General features: G+C 71.4%; 12 protein-coding genes. 3 read left to right on the forward strand and 9 right to left on the reverse strand.

The genetic code is table 11. The features are described 5' to 3' along the window. Positions 1-241 precede the first annotated feature (241 nt). A complete protein-coding gene (locus ACFWM2_RS35735; RefSeq protein ID WP_369262824.1) occupies positions 242-472 on the forward strand; it encodes a hypothetical protein in 231 nt (76 codons plus the stop codon). Positions 473-581: 109 nt separating this feature from the next. Here the strand turns inward: ACFWM2_RS35735 and ACFWM2_RS35740 are convergent, their stop codons facing one another. The 7 genes from ACFWM2_RS35740 to ACFWM2_RS35770 form a co-directional block, all read right to left on the reverse strand. Beyond that, positions 582-1400, reverse strand: coding sequence for a serine protease (locus tag ACFWM2_RS35740; RefSeq protein ID WP_383288876.1), 819 nt, complete (start codon positions 1398-1400; stop codon positions 582-584). A gap of 149 nt (positions 1401-1549) precedes the next feature. Beyond that, on the reverse strand, positions 1550-3091 hold the full coding sequence (locus tag ACFWM2_RS35745) for an RNA polymerase sigma factor (protein WP_383288880.1): 1542 nt from the start codon (positions 3089-3091) through the stop codon (positions 1550-1552). 406 nt (positions 3092-3497) lie between these two features. Continuing rightward, positions 3498-4385 (reverse strand): FadR/GntR family transcriptional regulator, encoded by an 888-nt coding sequence (locus ACFWM2_RS35750; RefSeq protein ID WP_383288883.1) that lies wholly within the window; start codon positions 4383-4385, stop codon positions 3498-3500. A 162-nt stretch (positions 4386-4547) separates the two neighbouring features. Continuing rightward, positions 4548-6302: an ATP-binding cassette domain-containing protein gene (locus tag ACFWM2_RS35755; protein ID WP_383288886.1), complete on the reverse strand. Its 1755-nt coding sequence runs from the start codon at positions 6300-6302 to the stop codon at positions 4548-4550. 226 nt (positions 6303-6528) lie between these two features. Beyond that, complete coding sequence (locus ACFWM2_RS35760) at positions 6529-7287, reverse strand: NUDIX domain-containing protein (RefSeq protein ID WP_383288889.1); 759 nt, start codon at positions 7285-7287, stop codon at positions 6529-6531. A 130-nt stretch (positions 7288-7417) separates the two neighbouring features. Further along, positions 7418-9379, reverse strand: coding sequence for a glycogen debranching N-terminal domain-containing protein (locus tag ACFWM2_RS35765; RefSeq protein WP_383288892.1), 1962 nt, complete (start codon positions 9377-9379; stop codon positions 7418-7420). Positions 9380-9852: 473 nt separating this feature from the next. Further along, positions 9853-11448, reverse strand: a complete 1596-nt coding sequence (locus ACFWM2_RS35770; RefSeq protein WP_383289089.1) for a DUF4192 domain-containing protein — start codon at positions 11446-11448, stop codon at positions 9853-9855. A gap of 580 nt (positions 11449-12028) precedes the next feature. On the opposite strand from ACFWM2_RS35770, the gene ACFWM2_RS35775 reads away from it, so the two are divergent. Together ACFWM2_RS35775 and ACFWM2_RS35780 are read left to right on the forward strand one after the other, a co-directional pair. Further along, positions 12029-14203 (forward strand): RecQ family ATP-dependent DNA helicase, encoded by a 2175-nt coding sequence (locus ACFWM2_RS35775; protein ID WP_383288895.1) that lies wholly within the window; start codon positions 12029-12031, stop codon positions 14201-14203. A gap of 234 nt (positions 14204-14437) precedes the next feature. Continuing rightward, complete coding sequence (locus ACFWM2_RS35780) at positions 14438-15073, forward strand: hypothetical protein (protein WP_383288898.1); 636 nt, start codon at positions 14438-14440, stop codon at positions 15071-15073. 849 nt (positions 15074-15922) lie between these two features. Here ACFWM2_RS35780 and ACFWM2_RS35785 read toward each other — a convergent pair. After that, positions 15923-16537 carry a hypothetical protein gene (locus tag ACFWM2_RS35785; protein WP_383288901.1) on the reverse strand — a complete coding sequence of 205 codons (615 nt, stop codon included), beginning with the start codon at positions 16535-16537 and terminating at the stop codon, positions 15923-15925. A gap of 68 nt (positions 16538-16605) precedes the next feature. Then, positions 16606-17307 (reverse strand): ribonuclease HII, encoded by a 702-nt coding sequence (locus ACFWM2_RS35790; RefSeq protein WP_383288904.1) that lies wholly within the window; start codon positions 17305-17307, stop codon positions 16606-16608. Positions 17308-17452 lie beyond the last annotated feature (145 nt).

Here is a 17452-nt window from a genome sequence, read left to right on the forward strand (position 1 = left end):
CCATTTAGGCTCCGGGCACGTCCTCATGAACAACCGGCAACCCAGCCGGGAGGACCGACACTGACAGACAACGCGAACCCGTAAGACGCGAACCACGTAATACGGCACATTCGCCGCCAACCGGCAGCAGCCAGCCACCGCGGAAAGATATTTTCGAGGAGAAGCCACGAGCGGGAACGTTTTCGGCCTGGTTGGATGTTGACCCTGGTACGACAGCTCGTCGAGCTAGAGAAGAGGCGACGTGACTACTGTTCTGACCCCCGCGAGCCCGCTGACGGCCGCTGACCGCTGCGACCGTTGCGGCGCCCAGGCATATCTGCGCGTCGTCCTCCTGAGCGGCGGAGAACTGCTCTTCTGCGCCCACCACGGTCGCAAGTTCGAGCCGGAACTCAAGAAGATCGCCGCTGAGATACAGGACGAGACGGAGCGGCTGACGTCCGTTCCTGCAAGCGTCAACGAAGAAGAACGCTGACACTTCGCGTCGACGACGAGCGAGTGCCGGCATCAGGCCGGTTCACGGGCGGCCACCCCCTGGATACAGGGAGTGGCCGCCCGTACTCGTACCGCTGGACGCTCCGCCCTCAGCGGCTCCTGCGGAGCTTCTGGACGACGTCCGAGACCCGCGTGTAGACACCAGGGCTCCCAGCGCGCCCGCAGCCGCTCCCCCAGGACACCAGGCCGATAAGCCGCCCGCGGGCCACCAGCGGCCCGCCAGAGTCTCCCTGACAGGCATCCCGGCCGCCGGCGAGCTGCCCGGCACAGAGCATCGAGGCGGGGTCGTACGTCCCGTCGGCATTGCCGGGATACGCCTCCCCGCAGGCGGCGTCCGGCAGCACCTTCACCCGGGCGGCCCGCAGACTGCGCGCATAGTCCGCGCCGCCCGTGGTGTCCCCCCAGCCGTAGACCAGGGCACCCGTCCCGGGCGCGTACGCCGGGTCGCCGGCCGCCGCTGTACGGATGACGTAGCTCTCCGGCAGCGGGGCCGCGAGCGTGAGTACGCCGAAGTCCCCCACGTTCGTATAGGCGTCGTACGCGGGGTTCACCCACGTGCCGCGCACCGCGATCTCCTTGCCCGCGCGCGACTGCAGGTCCCCACGGCCCGCGATGATCTTCAGGTCGCGGACCCGCCGCGGTGGCGCCCCCAGGACGTCCGCCGCCAGGCAGTGCGCCGCGGTGAGGACGGTGGTCCGGTCGATCACCACACCTCCGCAGAACTGACCGCCCCGCGTACCTCCGAATCGGTCACGGCTGGACAGCGCCACCGTCCAAGGGCTCTGGGAAATCTGCACCGGATAGCCACCGATGACAACGCTGTCGGCTGCCACCGGGGCAGGCGAGGCCAGCGGTATCACGGCCGCCGTGGCCGCCAGGGCCAGGGCTCGGGCGAAGGGACGACGCATACGCGCTCCTCACTCAGGGGTGGTCGTGGAAGACCCAGAGTGATCCAGCACCGTCTCGTCCGCACCCGCGCACATACGTCGAGGGCCCGGCTCCCCTGCGGGAGTCGGGCCCTCGATGACGTACGACCGGATGCGGTCGAGTGACCGGCCTAGTCGAGGTAGTCGCGCAGCACCTGCGAGCGCGACGGGTGACGCAGCTTCGACATCGTCTTCGACTCGATCTGGCGGATCCGCTCACGCGTCACGCCATACACCTTGCCGATCTCGTCGAGGGTCTTCGGCTGACCGTCGGTGAGACCGAAGCGCATCGAGACGACGCCCGCCTCGCGCTCGGACAGGGTGTCGAGAACGGAGTGCAGCTGCTCCTGCAGGAGCGTGAAGCTGACCGCGTCGGCCGGAACGACCGCCTCGGAGTCCTCGATGAGGTCACCGAACTCGCTGTCCCCGTCCTCACCCAGAGGCGTGTGCAGCGAGATGGGCTCACGGCCGTACTTCTGGACCTCGATGACCTTCTCAGGGGTCATGTCGAGCTCCTTGGCCAGCTCCTCCGGGGTGGGCTCACGGCCCAGGTCCTGGAGCATCTGGCGCTGCACGCGCGCGAGCTTGTTGATGACCTCGACCATGTGCACCGGAATACGGATGGTGCGGGCCTGGTCGGCCATGGCGCGAGTGATCGCCTGACGGATCCACCAGGTGGCGTACGTGGAGAACTTGTAGCCCTTGGTGTAGTCGAACTTCTCGACCGCGCGGATCAGACCGAGGTTGCCCTCCTGGATGAGGTCCAGGAAGAGCATGCCGCGGCCGGTGTAGCGCTTGGCCAGGGAGACCACCAGACGGAGGTTGGCCTCCAGGAGGTGGTTCTTGGCGCGGCGCCCGTCCTCGGCGATGATCTCCAGCTCGCGCTTGAGCTTGGGGGCGAGCTTGTCGGCGTTGGCCAGCTTGTCCTCGGCGAACAGACCGGCCTCGATGCGCTTGGCGAGCTCCACCTCCTGCTCGGCGTTGAGCAGCGGGACCTTGCCGATCTGCTTGAGGTAGTCCTTGACCGGGTCGGCGGTGGCTCCGGCCACGGCGACCTGCTGGGCCGGGGCGTCGTCCTCGTCGTCGTCGGAGAGGACGAAGCCCTTGTTCTCGGCGCCTTCCTCTTCCTCCTCGCCCGGCTTGGCGGCTCCCGGGGTCTCCTCGGCCGCCTCGTCGTCGACGAGCTCGGCGTCGTCCTTCTTGCCGGTGGCCTTCTTGGCCGCCGTCTTCTTGGCGACGGTCTTCTTCGCGACCGTCTTCTTGGCGGTCGCCTTCTTGGCGGCGACCTTGCCGGCGGAGGTGTCCTCAGCCGGTTCGTCGGCGGCGGGCACTGCCGGGGCAGCGGTGGCGGTGGCCTTCTTGGCGGTCACCGTCTTCGCCGCGACCGTCTTGGTGGCGGTGCGCTTGGCCGGACTCTTCGCTGCGACGCTCTTACGGGTGCGCTTGGGCTCCGCGGCACTGACCATCAGCGTCACACCCTCTTCCTCGAGGATCTGGTTGAGGCTGCGCAGTACGTTCTTCCACTGAGTGGCCGGAATCTGGTCAGCTTCGAAGGCCCGACGCACGTCATCGCCGGCGATCTGCCCCTCAGCCTTTCCCCGCTCGATGAGCGCCATGACAGAGACGGACTCGGCGATCTCCGGCGGGAGCGTACGGGATGTGCTGGCCGACACGAACAACCTCTCGGAACGTTGGAAAACGGCTTCCGGCCCCGTCCACTGTGGACGGGAGCCGACGACCGCCGACTTGGGGATGGGTCGACGGCGCGGGCAAGGGCCGGGAAGATGCACAGCGCCGTGAACGGCGTCCGTATTCCCTCCTCGGCTGTCACCTCTTAGGTCATCGCGCTGTTCCGAGGAGCGTTACGCCCAATCTGCGTGGCCCGAGTCACACCCCGTAAGCGGCCAAAAGCTGCCAGATGCGGTCAGACATGGTCAGCCTGGGGGGCTCTGGCCCTCATCGCACCGCCGGACCCCGTCGATCCCAGGGGATCCGACGGGGTCCGGCGGGAGATGTTGCGCCGGCCAAGCGATGCCACGCGAGGGCCCTCGCCCCCTCCGCGCCGCCCTCGGTACGCGGTCAGTGCTCGCGCGGCGCGGGCACCACGCGCTCCACCTCGGGGTGGATGGTCAGCAGTTGTCGCATGGCCGTCTCGGCAGCGGCTCCGTCGCCCGCGCCGAGGGCGTCGGCGATCCGGGCGTGGTGCGCCAGGGAGATCTCGGTCGGGCGGTCGCAGCCGGTGATGGGTCCGCCGGAGACCTGCAGGGCGGACGAGACGATGCCGGAGAGGTGCTCCAGCATTCGGTTGCTCGCGAGCTGGATGAGCAGGGAGTGGTACTCCGCGTCGGCGCGGGAGAAGGTCAGCGCGTCGCCCTGGCTCAGGGCATGCCCCATGATCTCGACCATGTCGCCGAGACGCTGCTGCACGTCCTCGCGCCCGTGGCCCGCGGCCAGACGCGCGGCGAGCGGTTCGATCGTCCAGCGCAGCTCGCTGAGCTCGCGGCGCTGGTCGTCGCGCTGCGGTCCGAATGCCCGCCATTCGATGATGTCCGGGTCGAGGAGATTCCAGTCACTGACAGGGCGCACGCGCGTGCCGACATTGGGCCGGGCGCTGACCAGGCCTTTCGCCTCCAGCACGCGGAGCGACTCGCGGACGACGGTACGGGACACCTCGAATCGCTGGCCGATCTCCTCGGGCACGAGGGGGCGGTCCGCACCCAGGTCGCCGGAGACGATCATCTGACCCAGCTGCTGAACGAGTTGGCCGTGGAGCCCGCGGCCGCGGCTGCCCGCGGCGCGACGGCCCACGCGGCCCAGCTCGGGGTCCCCGCTCTCCCAGGCGGGGATGCCGACGCGGTCCGCACCAGGTGCGTCGGCGAAGGGGTAGCGGTCGAGTTCGCCCGGGCCGGCCAGGCCGGAGTCTGCGGAGCGGGCGGCGGTCATCATGGTGTGCGCAAGGGTACTCACGGATCCTTTGTCGGCGCCCCGTTCAACTCCCTTGAGGTCTTTGGTGAAAAGCACACGAAAGGGTGATCGCTCACCCCGTCGCAATTGACGCCTTATCGGAAAGAAATGGCCGTTCTCCGGGGAGTTGTGCGCAGCTGCGGATCGGAAGGGTGCGGACGGTCGTCATCGGACCCTGCTACGCAGGGTCGTGAGCAGATATGCGCAGAGCAGAGCGGTCAGCGACAACGTCAGCGCGCCGCCCACAGGTTGGACGACGACCCGTGCCCCGGCGGCCAGATAGCGCCCCCCTCCGAACGGCCACTGCACCAGCAGAAGCTCGCGCAGCCGCAGGGAGAACCCGGCCGCAGTCCGCACAGACGGCCCCTCCACGGCTTTCTGTACGAGGGGTACGACGAGGATCGGGACCGCGAGCACGGCCGCGAGCCCGGCCGACGTGGACCTGAAGATGCCCGCGGCCAGCACGCCCGCCCAGGCACACCCCACGACGAGTCCGAGCCAACTCGCGCCCAGAGCAAGCCAGTCCTCGGGAACTTCCGTGAGCTCTCGTCCGTATACGAGATAGAGCATTTCCAGGTCGCAGCCCACGGTGAGGAAGGCCAGCAGCAGCCCGGTCGCGGCGGAGACCAGCAGCTTGGCCGCGAGCAGGCCCAGGCGACGGGGCACGGTGCCGCGATCCACAGCCAGGGCGGGATGCCGGAATTCGTCACCGAAGGCGATCGCGCCGAGCAGCCCCGCACCGAGCGCCGCGGGCGGCAGCGGAAACTCCCGCGGCCACGCGGCGAGGAGACGGGCCTGCGGCGTGTGTCCGATTCCGGCCAGCAGCACGGAGAGAAGTGCCGAGGCGACCAGCACGGCGGCCGCGGTGAGGTAGCCGGTGCCGACTCCTGCGGCGCGGCGCAGCTCATAGCGCAGTGGCCGCAGCGGGCTGGGGGCCGGCCGGACGCTGATGGGAGGCGGCAGGGGGGACAGGTCGTCCCCGGTCAACGTCTCGACCGGAGGCTGCTCGTCGCCCGCCCGCTCGCCATCCAGCGGCGCACTCCGGGGCCCCATGTCACCGGTTTCTTCGGCGAGTTGGTGTACGAGGATGCCGTGCCGGAAGGCCGTCTCGCCGACGTCGGCACAGGTGCTGCCGTACACGGACAGGCGGTTGCCGTCCTCGCGTACGACCTCCACGGAGCGCCGGCCGGTCCGGGCCTCCTTGGTGAGCAGGGCGCCGAGCCGGGCAGCGTAGGGGCTGCGTACGGCGACCCGGGGGCGCAGCCGGGTGCGGGCGAAGTCGGTGACCCCCTGGTCGGCGACGAGCCTGCCCTTCTCCAGCGTGACGACCCGGTCGGCGACCCCGGCCGCCTCCTTCGGGTCGTCGGTGGTGAACAGCACGGTGCCGCCCTGCCGGGCGTGTGCCCGCAGAATCCCGTGCAGCCACTGGCCTTCGCGCGCGGCGAGACCGCGGGTGGGGTCGTCCAGCACGAGGGTGTGCGGGTCGGACAGCAGCGCGCACGCGAGGCCCAGGCGACGGTCCATCCCGCGAGAGAGCGTGCCCAGGCGTTCGTCGCGCAGACTGACCAGTCCCACGACCTCTAGGACTTCGTCGGCGCGGCGCACGGGGACGCCGACGGCCGCGCACACCATGCGGAGTTGACCTCGGACGGTACGGGCCGGATGGCCGGGCACGTCGCCGAGCATGACGCCCACCTCGCGGGACGGGTGAGCGATGCGGTGCAGGGGGCGGCCGCGGAAGTAGGTGATTCCGCGGCCCTGTTGGAGTTCGAGCATGAGCTTCAGCGCCGTCGTCTTGCCCGCGCCCTGGGCTCCGAGGAGCGCCGTGACATGGCCCGCGTGCGCCTCGAACGACACGTCGTCGAGGGCGGGCGGTAGCTCCTTGCGAGAGTTGCTGGTCAGTCCGATGGCCTGGATCACTCGAAGCAAGATAGCGCGATATTCCCGTTTTTCCGGGCACCTTGAGGCATGCCTCGGGCCCGTCCTCGCCGTGCTCCCCGGTACGCCCGACGCTGTGCCGAACCTCCTCGGCTCCCCACCTCGCCGCCCGCCGCCCGTCCACGGCCAGGCAGGCCACCGCGGGCCGTGCCGGGACGCGGCGAGATCGTCGCCGTACTCCCGCGGCGGCTCCCGCGCCGCCCCGGAGTCAGACCTCGGGGCGCAGCATCGGCGGGTTCAGCAAGGTCGCGCCACCGGCCCGGAAGAGCTGCGCGGGCCGACCGCCCTGACGGGTCGTCGTACCCCCCGTGGGCACGAGGAAGCCCGGCGTGCCCGTCACCTTGCGGTGAAAGTTGCGCGGGTCCAGCGCCACGCCCCACACGGCCTCGTACACCCGGCGCAGCTCCCCGACGGTGAACTCGGTGGGGCAGAACGCCGTGGCAAGCGACGAGTACTCGATCTTGGACCTGGCGCGCTCCACACCGTCCGACAGGATCTGCGCATGGTCGAAGGCGAGCGGTGCCGCCTGCTCTCCGTCGCGGCCGTACCCGCCCTGTTGCAGCAGCTCCTCGACCGGCGCCCAGCGTGCGCTCTTGGCGTCCCCGCCCGCCCTGGGAGCCGGCAGGTCGGGGGCCAGCGCGAGATGAGCGACACTGACCACCCGCATCCGCGGGTCACGCTTGGGATCGCCGTAGGTCGCGAGCTGCTCCAGGTGCGCACCGTTGTCCTGCGTGGGGGCCGAGGGGTCATGGGCGCACAGGCCGGTCTCCTCGGCCAGCTCGCGCGCTGCCGCCTGCGACAGATCCTCGTCCTCCCGCACGAAGCCACCGGGCAGTGCCCACCGCCCCTGGAACGGCTGCTCGCCCCTCCTTACCGCCAGTGCGCACAGGGCATGGCGACGCACGGTCAGCACGACCAGGTCCACGGTCACGGCGAAGGGCGGAAAGGCCGACGGGTCGTAGGGCATGCCGCGATCATAGTCGTCTGCCTGACGATAAACACTCCCTTCGCCGACCGCATCCATGACTGATCCACTTGTTTCCGACCAGGCGCTCACGGCCGTCCGCCGGACCTCGGCCCGCGACCGTCACGCCTGGTCACACCCCCAGCTGAAGTCCGTCGGCCGCCTCCTCGACCATGGCGAGGCCGAGCCGGCCGACGCGTACGGAAAAGGGGGCGCCCGCGACCCGTAGTCCCGTGAGCCCGAGCTCGCCCAGCGGGGCGCTGCCAACGGGGCGCAGCGTCACCGTCCCGGCCGGGGCGTCGGGGCGGATCCCGGCGAGGGTGGTCAGGAGCAGCACTCCCGCGGCCGCGGCGGTGGCCGCCGGCCGGCAGGCGGCCGGGTGCGGCAGCGGGGCACTTCCTTCTGTGCGCTGCTCTCCCGCGTACATCTCGGGCAGCCGGTGATCGAAGGCCTCGGCCGCCGCCAGAACGCCTCGCAACAGTGAGGCCGCCTCCTTCTCGAAGCCGGATGCGGACAGTCCCGCGACGGCGACCGCCGTCTCCTGGATTCGTACGGCACCACCGCGATGCCCGAAGGGGTTGTACGCCGCCTCCTTCGCGCCCAGGCTTCGCAGCCCCCAGCCCGAGTCCATCCCAGGCCCACCGAACAGCCGGGCCAGCTGCTCGGTCTGCACCTTGTCGAGCAGCCCTGGTGCCAGCGATCCCGCGCCGAGCAGGCCGGTATCGAGGAGATGTGCCGCTCCTGCGCCGAGGTGAGGGAGGAGGCGTCCGTCGGGCGCTCGGGCGGCGGCGGGCCTGCCACCGCCCAGGTCCTCGACCCAGAAGTCCTCCTGGAAGGCGCCGCGCAGCTCCTGGGCCCATTGCCGCAGCTCGGGCCCGCCCGGTCTGCCGTACGCGTCGAGCAGGTCGGCGCCGAGGAGCGCGGCGCGGTGGGCGTGCGCCTGTGTCTCGCAGCGCACAGGCCCGCCGGGGTGGGGGTCGGGCAGATAGGTGCCGTCGCCGACGGCGGCCAGCAGCCATCGGAGGCAGCGCTCGGCCGCGGGCAGCAACTCCTCGGTTTCCTGTTCCGGAAGCCCCCAGCGCCTGGCCTCGGCGAGGAGGGCGGGGAAGAGGAGGGTCGCCTCGGTGGCCGTGCAGCCCGGTGGCAGATGCGGGCCCGCGTCGCGGCGCGGGCCCGGGATCAGGCCGAACTGCCCGCCGGGGCCGGTGAATTGGGTACGGGCAAGGGTTCGCAGGGTGCCGGCCGCGAGCCGGGTGCCGAGTGGCAACGTCATCCGCGCCGCTGCGAGCGCCTCGGCCGGGGCCATCCCGCAGCGCCACGGAGCCCCTGCCGCGAGGTGCGTGTCGGACGGGTGCCCGGGGTCGCGCAGCAGCAATGCCTGGAGGTCCTCGACGCATGTTTCCAACAGCGCCTGGACTCTCGTGTCGTCTCCTGTGGCCCGGGCCTGCGCCAGTGGGCTCACCGCCCCCCGCCCCACCGCTCTGCCGAGCCCCGCACCGTTCTGCCGTACGCGAAGTTCCACGCTTCGCGTGCCTCCGGGCGGCAGTTCGATCTCCCAGCGCAACAGGCCCGCGGAGGCCAGTGCGTCGGTGGGCGGCGGATCGGCGGTGACCGCCGAGTGGCCCGCGGCGCTGGACCAACGCAGACCGGAGGCGTGCACGCTGGCGGAGAGTTCGGGTCCCGCAGTGCCGGAGGCGACCGCTGCGAGTTCCGCGAGATCCGTACCGAGGGCCACCTCGACGGGTAGCCGCAGGGGACGAAGCGCTGCGCTGCGCAACGTGATCCGCTCCGTGCCGTCCGCGCATCTGGTCCGCTCGACTACGACGTCCGGATCCGGGCCACCGTCGGGCGACACCCGTACGGTCCCCACGAATCGGACCCGGTCGGCTGAAACCATCCTGGCCTGCAGGGCAAGCGGCTCCCGCCCTGCCACGCGCACTTGGCAACGGGAGAGCAGACGCCGTCCCCCGCGGTAGAACCCGTCCAGTCCCCGGCCGGTCAACTGCCCCTGATCCGTGGAGATCGCCAGCCCTGGAAGGGCGACACAGATCAGCGCGGTGTGCGCGGGCGGCAGGTCCACCGCCCTGCGGGGCATGGCAGGTGGTGGGTTCGCGGCGGCCGCACCGCTCGTGCCGGCCTGCCTAGCCAACGGACCGGGCCCGTCGGTGTGGTGAGCCGGGACACCGGCTCCGCCGGCCTGTTGAGCGGTCAGTCTGTCCGCACCTTGGAGAGGGCGTGGCGGATCGCTCGAGCGCGCGGAGGCGTGCACAGGCCCCTGCCAGGCTGAGCGGTCGTCGTCGGGGGCGGCGGAAGGTGTGGGCAGGGGCATGGGCGGCTTCTTCTGCGCTCGGTACGCCTTGGGTGCACTCGGCGCCGGATGGTGAGCTCCGGAGGGTCGTGGGCGGTACGGCGGATGGGCCCGCTCCCGGGTTCCGCCACTCAGGTGAACGGAACGGGCCTGCCGGGGGTCACGCCCCGGAGCGGGGAAGCCGACCGAATGGCGGGGGCGCGGCCTGGCCTGCGGGTGCAGTGGCGGCACGCCACACCGCTGCGCCGCAACCCCGGTCCTCATGTGCCCTCCCCCGTGCCAGGCCGAGGGCTCCGGCGACGAACCGGCGATCGCCCCTTCGGTCCCTCGTCCCCGCAGCCCGGGCCCTCCCCCACCGGCGATGTCCCGTCGACCGGTCGATGACGGCGGGCGGCCACAGTTCCCGGAGTGCGAGGACCGGCCGCACCTCCCGAAGTACGGCGGGCCGGACGGGTGCCTGCGCCCGCGGCACGGACCCGTCGGCGGCGACGGGAACCTGCGCCCGATGGCTGCGGCGCCACTGCGGCCCGGTCGGAGCTCGTCGGCTTGCAGGTGTCCCTTTCCGCCGGGCGGCAGGCCTCATCCGGCAGGTCAACGTGCTCGGCCGGACGGCGGGCCGCATCCGACAAGTCGACGTGTTCGGCCGGACGGCGGGCCGCATCCGACAGGTCAACGTATTCGGCCGGACGGCGGGCCACGTCCGAATGGTCGACGTGCGCCTCGGCACGGCCGATTCGCTCCGCTCGCAGGCAGCGGCGAATCGACTCGGGGTCCAGGCCCTCGTTGCACGCCTGGTGCAGAAGGCGGGCGAAGAGATAGCTGGAGTCCGCGCCCAGGGCCATGGCCAGCGCCTCTCGGGCTTCCAGTTCGTCGCCGGACGACCACGCGACCCATCCGGCGAGGGTCAGCGGCGCCGCCGCGTGCTCGCCGTACGGGCCGACGCAGCGGCGGGCCAGCGTGCGCCAAAGACGCAGTGCCGGTCCCGCGTCGTCGCCTTCCATCCACTCGGCCGCACGGTCGCGGGTGGTGCGGTCCTGGAGGGCGAGGACCAGGGTGGCCGCTTCGTCGTGGCCGAGCAGCTCGTCGTCGCGGAGGTCCGACTGAAGCGTGCCGGACACCGGAGGTGCGTCGCTGAGACGGCCCATGAGCCTCCGGGCCAGTCCGAGAGCGTCCGCTGCCACTTCCGCTCGGCTTTGCGCGTCCAGGATCCGGGGGACGAGGTCCATGCTCGCGGCGTCGAGTGCGGCTTCCTGCTCCAGGGCTGCGGCGGTCTCCCACGGAGCGAGCCTCGCCCTGAACTCGCGCAGGCTGCCCCGCACTTGCAGTCCCGCGTAGGTCGCGGCGGCGGCCAGGACGGAGGTGCCCGGCAGCCCCATCGACTCACCCTGCGGGGAACAGCAGTCCTCGCTCGGGCAGCAGTACGACCAGAATCGGCCCCCTGAAATACACAGGGCTTCGACCACGGGCACGTCGAGACTGCCGCAGGCTGTGCGCAGCAGATGCGCGAGTGGCCGCAGGCGCTCCATGACGTCCCACCCTGTCTCGCCGTTCCGCGGTTCCTGACACAGATAGGCGACCATGCTCTCCGGTCGGGCACCCCTGCGCTCGCTGCCTGTCACCAGTCCCCGCGCCAACTGCTGCGCCACGGAAGGCCAGTCGTCCGTCTGGGCCGGGATGCCGAGCCGCGCTCGCCCTCCGAACCGCCCGCGCCACTCCCGGTCGTGCAGCGCGACGAGGACAATGCTGTCCTCCGGGCGATAGCCGAGCAGATACGGCAGAGCGTCGGCCAGTTCGGCCGGCGTCCGCAGCGTCACCTGCTGGCCACCGGCCGGGCCCGCGACCGTCCCGTGCCCCATCAAGGTGAGGGGTTCCGGAGGGCTCACTTGCTCGGCGGACTCTCCGCGGTTGCGCAAAGCTCCCCCGGAGTCGCTGTCCGTCACTCCCCCGGGCTCGCGGCACACCGCGCTTCCCGGGTAGCCGTCGCGTCCCGGGCCTTCGAAGGACTCGTCGGACTGCTCGTACGCCTGTGACGGCACCTCCCGGGTGTCGCCGTCGAACTCCTCCGGGTCGGTAAGCCCCATGGCCTCCTCGTCCTCGGTGGAGTCAGGGGCCTCCGAATCGTCCGGGTATTCCGGACAACCCCGGTAGTCCGCGTACCTGTCTCCCCGGCCCCGCCCGCCGGCTCCGGAAGTTGGGGCGGAGATGCCGTCGGCGGTCCGACCGCCGGCGCTCGACCCCTGCATGCCTCGCTCGCTGATGTCACCGTCACCGGGCGTACCAGTCGTTTCGCTGTGATTCGTCATGCCGTGACCATCCCGCGGATCCGAAATTTCCGCTGAGGCCTGTGGATAAGCATGACCATGGGCACGACAGGACTTGTCCACAGGCCGACCTGCTCGTTCGCGCTATGTCCGACCCATCGGGTTGCATGGGGCCATGAGCAACGACGATCCACGCCCCACGGCCAACGAAGATCTCTGCACCGCGGCCGATGCCGTCCTCGCCCGGCTGGTCGGCGCACCGGCGGCCCGGCTCCGCGAGGATCAGTGGCGTGCCATCGAGGCGCTGGTCGCCGACAAGCGCAGGGCTCTGGTCGTCCAGCGCACCGGCTGGGGCAAGTCCGCGGTGTATTTCGTTGCCACAGCACTGCTGCGCGAGCAGGGGGCCGGCCCCACCGTCATCGTGTCGCCGCTCCTCGCGCTCATGCGCAACCAGGTGGAGGCGGCCGCCCGGGCCGGCATCCACGCGCGCACGATCAACTCGTCCAACACGGAGGAGTGGGACACCATCCAGGAGGAGGTGGCGGCGGGCAAGGTCGACGTGCTCCTGGTCAGCCCGGAGCGGCTCAACAATCCGGACTTCCGCGACCAGGTCCTGCCGAGACTCTCCGCCGCGACCGGCCTGCTCGTGGTCGACGAGGCGCACTGCATCTCCGACTGGGGCCATGACTTCCGGCCCGACTACCGCCGACTGCGCACCATGCTCGCCGACCTCCCCTCCGGCGTCCCCGTCCTGGCCACCACGGCGACGGCCAACGCGCGCGTGACGGCCGACGTGGCCGAGCAGTTGGGCACCGGCGGCAGCACGGACGCACTCGTCCTGCGCGGGCCGCTGGACCGGGAGAGCCTGAGTCTCGCGGTGCTGCAACTGCCGGACGCGGCGAACCGGATGGCCTGGCTGGCCGAGCACCTCAACGACCTGCCGGGGTCGGGCATCATCTACACGCTCACCGTGGCCGCCGCCGAGGAAGTCACCGCGTTCCTGCGGCAGAGCGGCCACACCGTCACCTCGTACACCGGAAAGACGGAGAACGCGGACCGGCAGCAGGCCGAGGAGGATCTGCTCGCCAACCGGGTCAAGGCCCTGGTCGCCACGTCCGCTCTGGGCATGGGTTTCGACAAGCCCGACCTCGGCTTCGTGGTGCACCTCGGCTCACCTGCCTCCCCCATCGCGTACTACCAGCAGGTGGGACGCGCGGGCCGCGGTGTGGAGCATGCCGAGGTGCTGCTGCTGCCGGGCAAGGAGGACCAGGCGATCTGGCAGTACTTCGCCTCGATCGCCTTCCCGCCCGAGGAGCAGGTCCGCCGCACCCTGGACGTACTGGGCGCGGCAGGCAGGCCCCTCTCGCTGCCGGCCCTCGAGCCGCTGGTGGAGCTGCGCCGCTCCCGGCTGGAGACGATGCTCAAGGTCCTGGACGTGGACGGTGCGGTGCAGCGCGTCAAGGGCGGCTGGATCTCGACGGGCACTCCCTGGACGTACGACAGCGAGCGCTATGCCTGGGTCGCCAAGCAGCGGTCGACGGAGCAGCAGGCGATGCGGGACTACGTCACGACGACGGGCTGTCGGATGGAGTTCCTGCGGCGGCAGTTGGACGACGAGGGCGCGGCGCCGTGCGGGCGCTGCGACAACTGCGCGGGGCCGCGCTTCACCGAAGCGGTCTCCAACACGGCACTGGAAGCCGCCCGGGGCGAGCTCGGACGTGCCGGCGTCGAGGTCGAGCCGCGGAAGATGTGGCCGACAGGCCTGCCCGCGGTCGGCGTGGACTTGAAAGGGCGCATCCCTGCCGGTGAGCAGTTCACTCCCGGGCGCGCCCTGGGGCGACTGTCGGACATCGGCTGGGGAAACCGGCTGCGGCCGATGCTCACCCCCCAGGCTCCGGACGGCCCGGTCCCGGACGATGTCGCCCAGGCCGTGGTCGGCGTACTGACCGACTGGGCGAAGGGTCCGGGCGGCTGGGCCTCGGGAGGGCCCGACGCGCAGCCGCGTCCGGTCGGTGTCGTGACCATGGCCTCGCGCACCCACCCGCAGTTGATCCAGTCGCTGGGCGCCCGGATCGCCGAGGTCGGCCGGCTGCCACTGCTGGGATCGTTGGAGTACACGGGTGAGGTCTCGCAGGTCTCCCGCAGCAACAGCGCGCAGCGGCTCAAGGCGCTCGACGGGGCTCTCGCCGTCCCGCCCGCGCTGGCCGCCGCGCTCCGGGACGCGGGCGGTCCCGTGCTGCTCGTGGACGATGCGACGGAGACCGGATGGACGTTGGCGATGGCCGCCCGTGTCCTCCGTCGGGCCGGCGCACAGGGGGTGTTGCCGCTGGTCCTCGCCGTGCAAGCGTGACCCAGGGGTCGCCGACGCGAGCACTGGGCAGGGATAGAGCAGGGATATAGGCGGCCTATCGCCGCAAACCAGTCGGCGGCCCCAATTGCTCGTTGCCGCAACCAAGTTCGCCAGGAAGAATTGAACTCCGCTCCCCGCACGGCTCGTCCTTGGTCCGGTAGGGCTTCGCTGCGGTGTGCGCCCCCCAAGTCCGACCCCCGCCCGAAGTGTGGGCGCGTAGCCGAAGGGAGGACCGTGACCTTCGGATTCGCTCCGTCCTCGGCGGCATCCATGTCGACGTCTGCCGACCTGTCCGCCGCTTCCGCCAACCAGCTGACCCGGATGCTCGAACCCGCGGAGTGGGCCGCCGCGGGGATCCCGCTGCTGCGTGATCCCCGGGAGGTCGTCAGCGGGCTGCACACCCGGCATCAGCCCCAGCCCGCGACAGCGATCGTTGCCGTCCTCGACCCGGACGAGCGCCTGCGGGCGAGCGCCTCGTTCACCCGGCGCCCGGCTCCGGCCGACGGCTGGATGTTCCGGAACGTGCTGCTCGCGCAGCTTCGCAAAGTCATCCCGCACGACCTGCGGCGCCGCACCCCGATCCGAACGGCGGTGTTGCTCTACTGCCGTGAGGGCGACGCGCGTTGGACCGAGGAGGACGGCGCCTGGATGTGGGGGCTGCGCGACGCCTGCACGCTGCACGGGCTGCGCTGCGGGGCGTACATCACGCTGACGCATGACGGCTGGCAGGTCCTCGGCGAGGGCCGCGGCGGGCGCCGCCCCAACGCGGACTCGGCGCCCGAAGCCTTCGCCACGGGCGGGGCACAGCCTCCGCCGCCGCGCACCGGGGGTGCCGCTTCCGAGCTACTGCGCCGGGCAGCGGCACGCTGAGACGAGGTACGGGGCGCCGAGCTCGCTTGAGACCAATCCCCGGAGAGCGGCCCACCGAGACGGCGTGCGGGACGCCGCACTCGGTAGAGCCCAAAGCTCCGGACGGCAGCACGCTGGGACGGGGTACGGGACGCCGCAGCCCGGCTGAGCCCAAAGCCCGGAACAGCTGCCCCAAGGGACTGGGGTGCCGGACAACGGCCCTGAGACAGAGGTGCCGGACAACAGCTCCCTGAGGCCAATCCCCGGACGGCAGCCCGCCGCAGCCCGGTTGAGCCCAAAGCCCGGAACGGCGACCCCATGAGACTGAGGTGCCGGACAACGGCCCTGAGACAGAGGTGCTGGGCAACAGCTCCCGCAGACCCACCCCCAGGCAGCCGCCCTCTGAGGGGCGGCGCCGGCACAAGCCGCAGGCGCATCAGCCGAGTCACACGCCAGGAACCCCGAAGCTCGGTGGCAGCAGCGTGCCGCGGCGACAAACAGCCGCAGTGACGTCACCAGACGGCAGGCACGCAGCACGTCTGCATACCCACCGCCCGACCCCGTCCACCCCGACGGGCACCTGAAGTGGCCGCCGTACAGCCCTGCTCGCCCTGATGGGCGCCCTGAAGTGGCGGCCGTACAGCCCCGCCAGCCCCAACGCGCACCCTGAAGTGCCCGCCGTACAGGTGCCGTAGCGGCGGCACGGTCATCGTGCCGTCACGCCGACACCTTCATCGTCCCCGGACGGCCACGGACGTACTCCGGGGCGCGCCCCGGAGTACGCGAACGGAACACTCCGGAGTCTCCGATCGAACAACACCTCAGGGCTCCAGGGCTCCGACCGCGTCCCGGACCAGGTCCGGAACCCGCTCAGACCCCCGCGCCCAGCACCGAGTTGATCTGCTGCGGGTCGCCGCAGACGATCAGCAGGGCGCCGGCCCGGCCCAGGGCCAGCGGCAGGCCGGTGGCGGCGGCAGTGTCGGGACCGCCGTTGACGGCGACCACGACCACGGGACGGGACGCTGCCCGGCCCGCGACGGAGGCGTCGGCGTAGAAGACGTCGTCGCCGGCGTCGTGCTGTGCCCAGTAGGCGGTGTCGCCGAAGGAGAGTTCGTGCGCGGCCCACGGGTGCGGTTCGCCGGTGGTGATCACCAGCACCTCCCCCGGGGCGCGGCCCGACTCCAGAAGCAGATCGACCGCTTCTTCGGCGGCGTCCAGCGCACCCTCGGCCGAGGCCGGGATCAGCTGGATCTGCGGGGCCGCGACAGCGGCCGGGGCAGCAGGCGCCGCCGCGGCCACGGCCGGTTCGTGCGGCGCGCGTTGGACCGGTATCGGCCGGACAGGACCCGGACGGCCGGGACGCGGCGGAGCCGCGGGACGGGGGCCGGGTACGGGACGGGGGGTCGGCGTACGGCCGCTGGCCGGCGTAACGCGGGGACCCTGGACGCTCTCGTGAATCTGAGGCTCCTCGGGAATGAGAGGCATGAGCTGATTTTTATCAAACGCCGGTGCGGTTCGTCCCGGCGGGTGGCACATGAGTGCGAACGGAATCGTCAGAAATCGAAGCCGAGCTGGCCCTCGATCGCCGGAACGCTTCCGTCCGCCCAGTTGCGGGCCTTCTTGAGGTGCCGCCACTGGGGCAGCGCATCAAGATACGCCCACGACATCCGGTGGTGGGGGGTGGGCCCCCGCTCCGCAAGTGCGGCCTTGTGCACCGGTGACGGATACCCGGCGTTGGCCGCAAAACCGAAGTCTGCATGGTCGATGCCCAGTTCGGCCATCATTTTGTCGCGCTGGACCTTGGCGAGCACCGAGGCCGCGGCGACGGCCACACAGGACTGGTCGCCCTTGATCACCGTACGGACGTGCCAGGGCGAGCCGAGATAGTCGTGATTCCCGTCGAGGATGACCGCGTCGGGACGGACCGGCAGGGCTTCCAGTGCGCGGCCCGCCGCGAGCCGCAGCGCGGCCGTCATCCCCAGGTCGTCGATCTCCTCCGGAGAGGAATGACCGAGGGCGTACGACGTCACCCAGGTGCTCAGCGTCTCAGCGAGCGCGGTCCGGCGCTTGAGGGTGAGGAGCTTGGAGTCGGTGAGGCCTTCGGGCGGTCGGCGCAGTCCGGTGATCGCGGCGCAGACGGTGACGGGGCCGGCCCACGCTCCCCGCCCCACCTCGTCGACACCGGCAATGACCTTCGCTCCGGTCGTGGCGCGGAGAGAGCGCTCGACGGTGTGAGTGGGTGGTTCGTACGGCATGGCGTTCTTAGCCTACGCCGCCCGGAACCCGCCGCGACACCCGGTTCCCCCAGTGGCCCAGCGGCTCGCAGCGCTCGGTCCGATCACGGGGGCCACCCGTACCGATCACGTGCACCACTCGCCGGGCCAAAGATCCGGCACCCGC

This window comes from Streptomyces sp. NPDC058371 (genome assembly GCF_042723265.1).
GTDB lineage: Bacteria > Actinomycetota > Actinomycetes > Streptomycetales > Streptomycetaceae > Streptomyces.

Excerpts from the sequence above, each read along its gene's own strand:
- ACFWM2_RS35740 (WP_383288876.1), bottom strand. The coding sequence starts at position 1,400 with ATGCGTCGTCCCTTCGCCCGAGCCCTGGCCCTGGCGGCCACGGCGGCC.
- ACFWM2_RS35760 (WP_383288889.1), bottom strand. The coding sequence starts at position 7,287 with ATGCCCTACGACCCGTCGGCCTTTCCGCCCTTCGCCGTGACCGTGGAC.
- ACFWM2_RS35765 (WP_383288892.1), bottom strand. The coding sequence starts at position 9,379 with ATGCCCCGCAGGGCGGTGGACCTGCCGCCCGCGCACACCGCGCTGATC.
- ACFWM2_RS35770 (WP_383289089.1), bottom strand. The coding sequence starts at position 11,448 with ATGGGGCACGGGACGGTCGCGGGCCCGGCCGGTGGCCAGCAGGTGACG.
- ACFWM2_RS35775 (WP_383288895.1), top strand. The coding sequence starts at position 12,029 with ATGAGCAACGACGATCCACGCCCCACGGCCAACGAAGATCTCTGCACC.
- ACFWM2_RS35785 (WP_383288901.1), bottom strand. The coding sequence starts at position 16,537 with ATGCCTCTCATTCCCGAGGAGCCTCAGATTCACGAGAGCGTCCAGGGT.
- ACFWM2_RS35790 (WP_383288904.1), bottom strand. The coding sequence starts at position 17,307 with ATGCCGTACGAACCACCCACTCACACCGTCGAGCGCTCTCTCCGCGCC.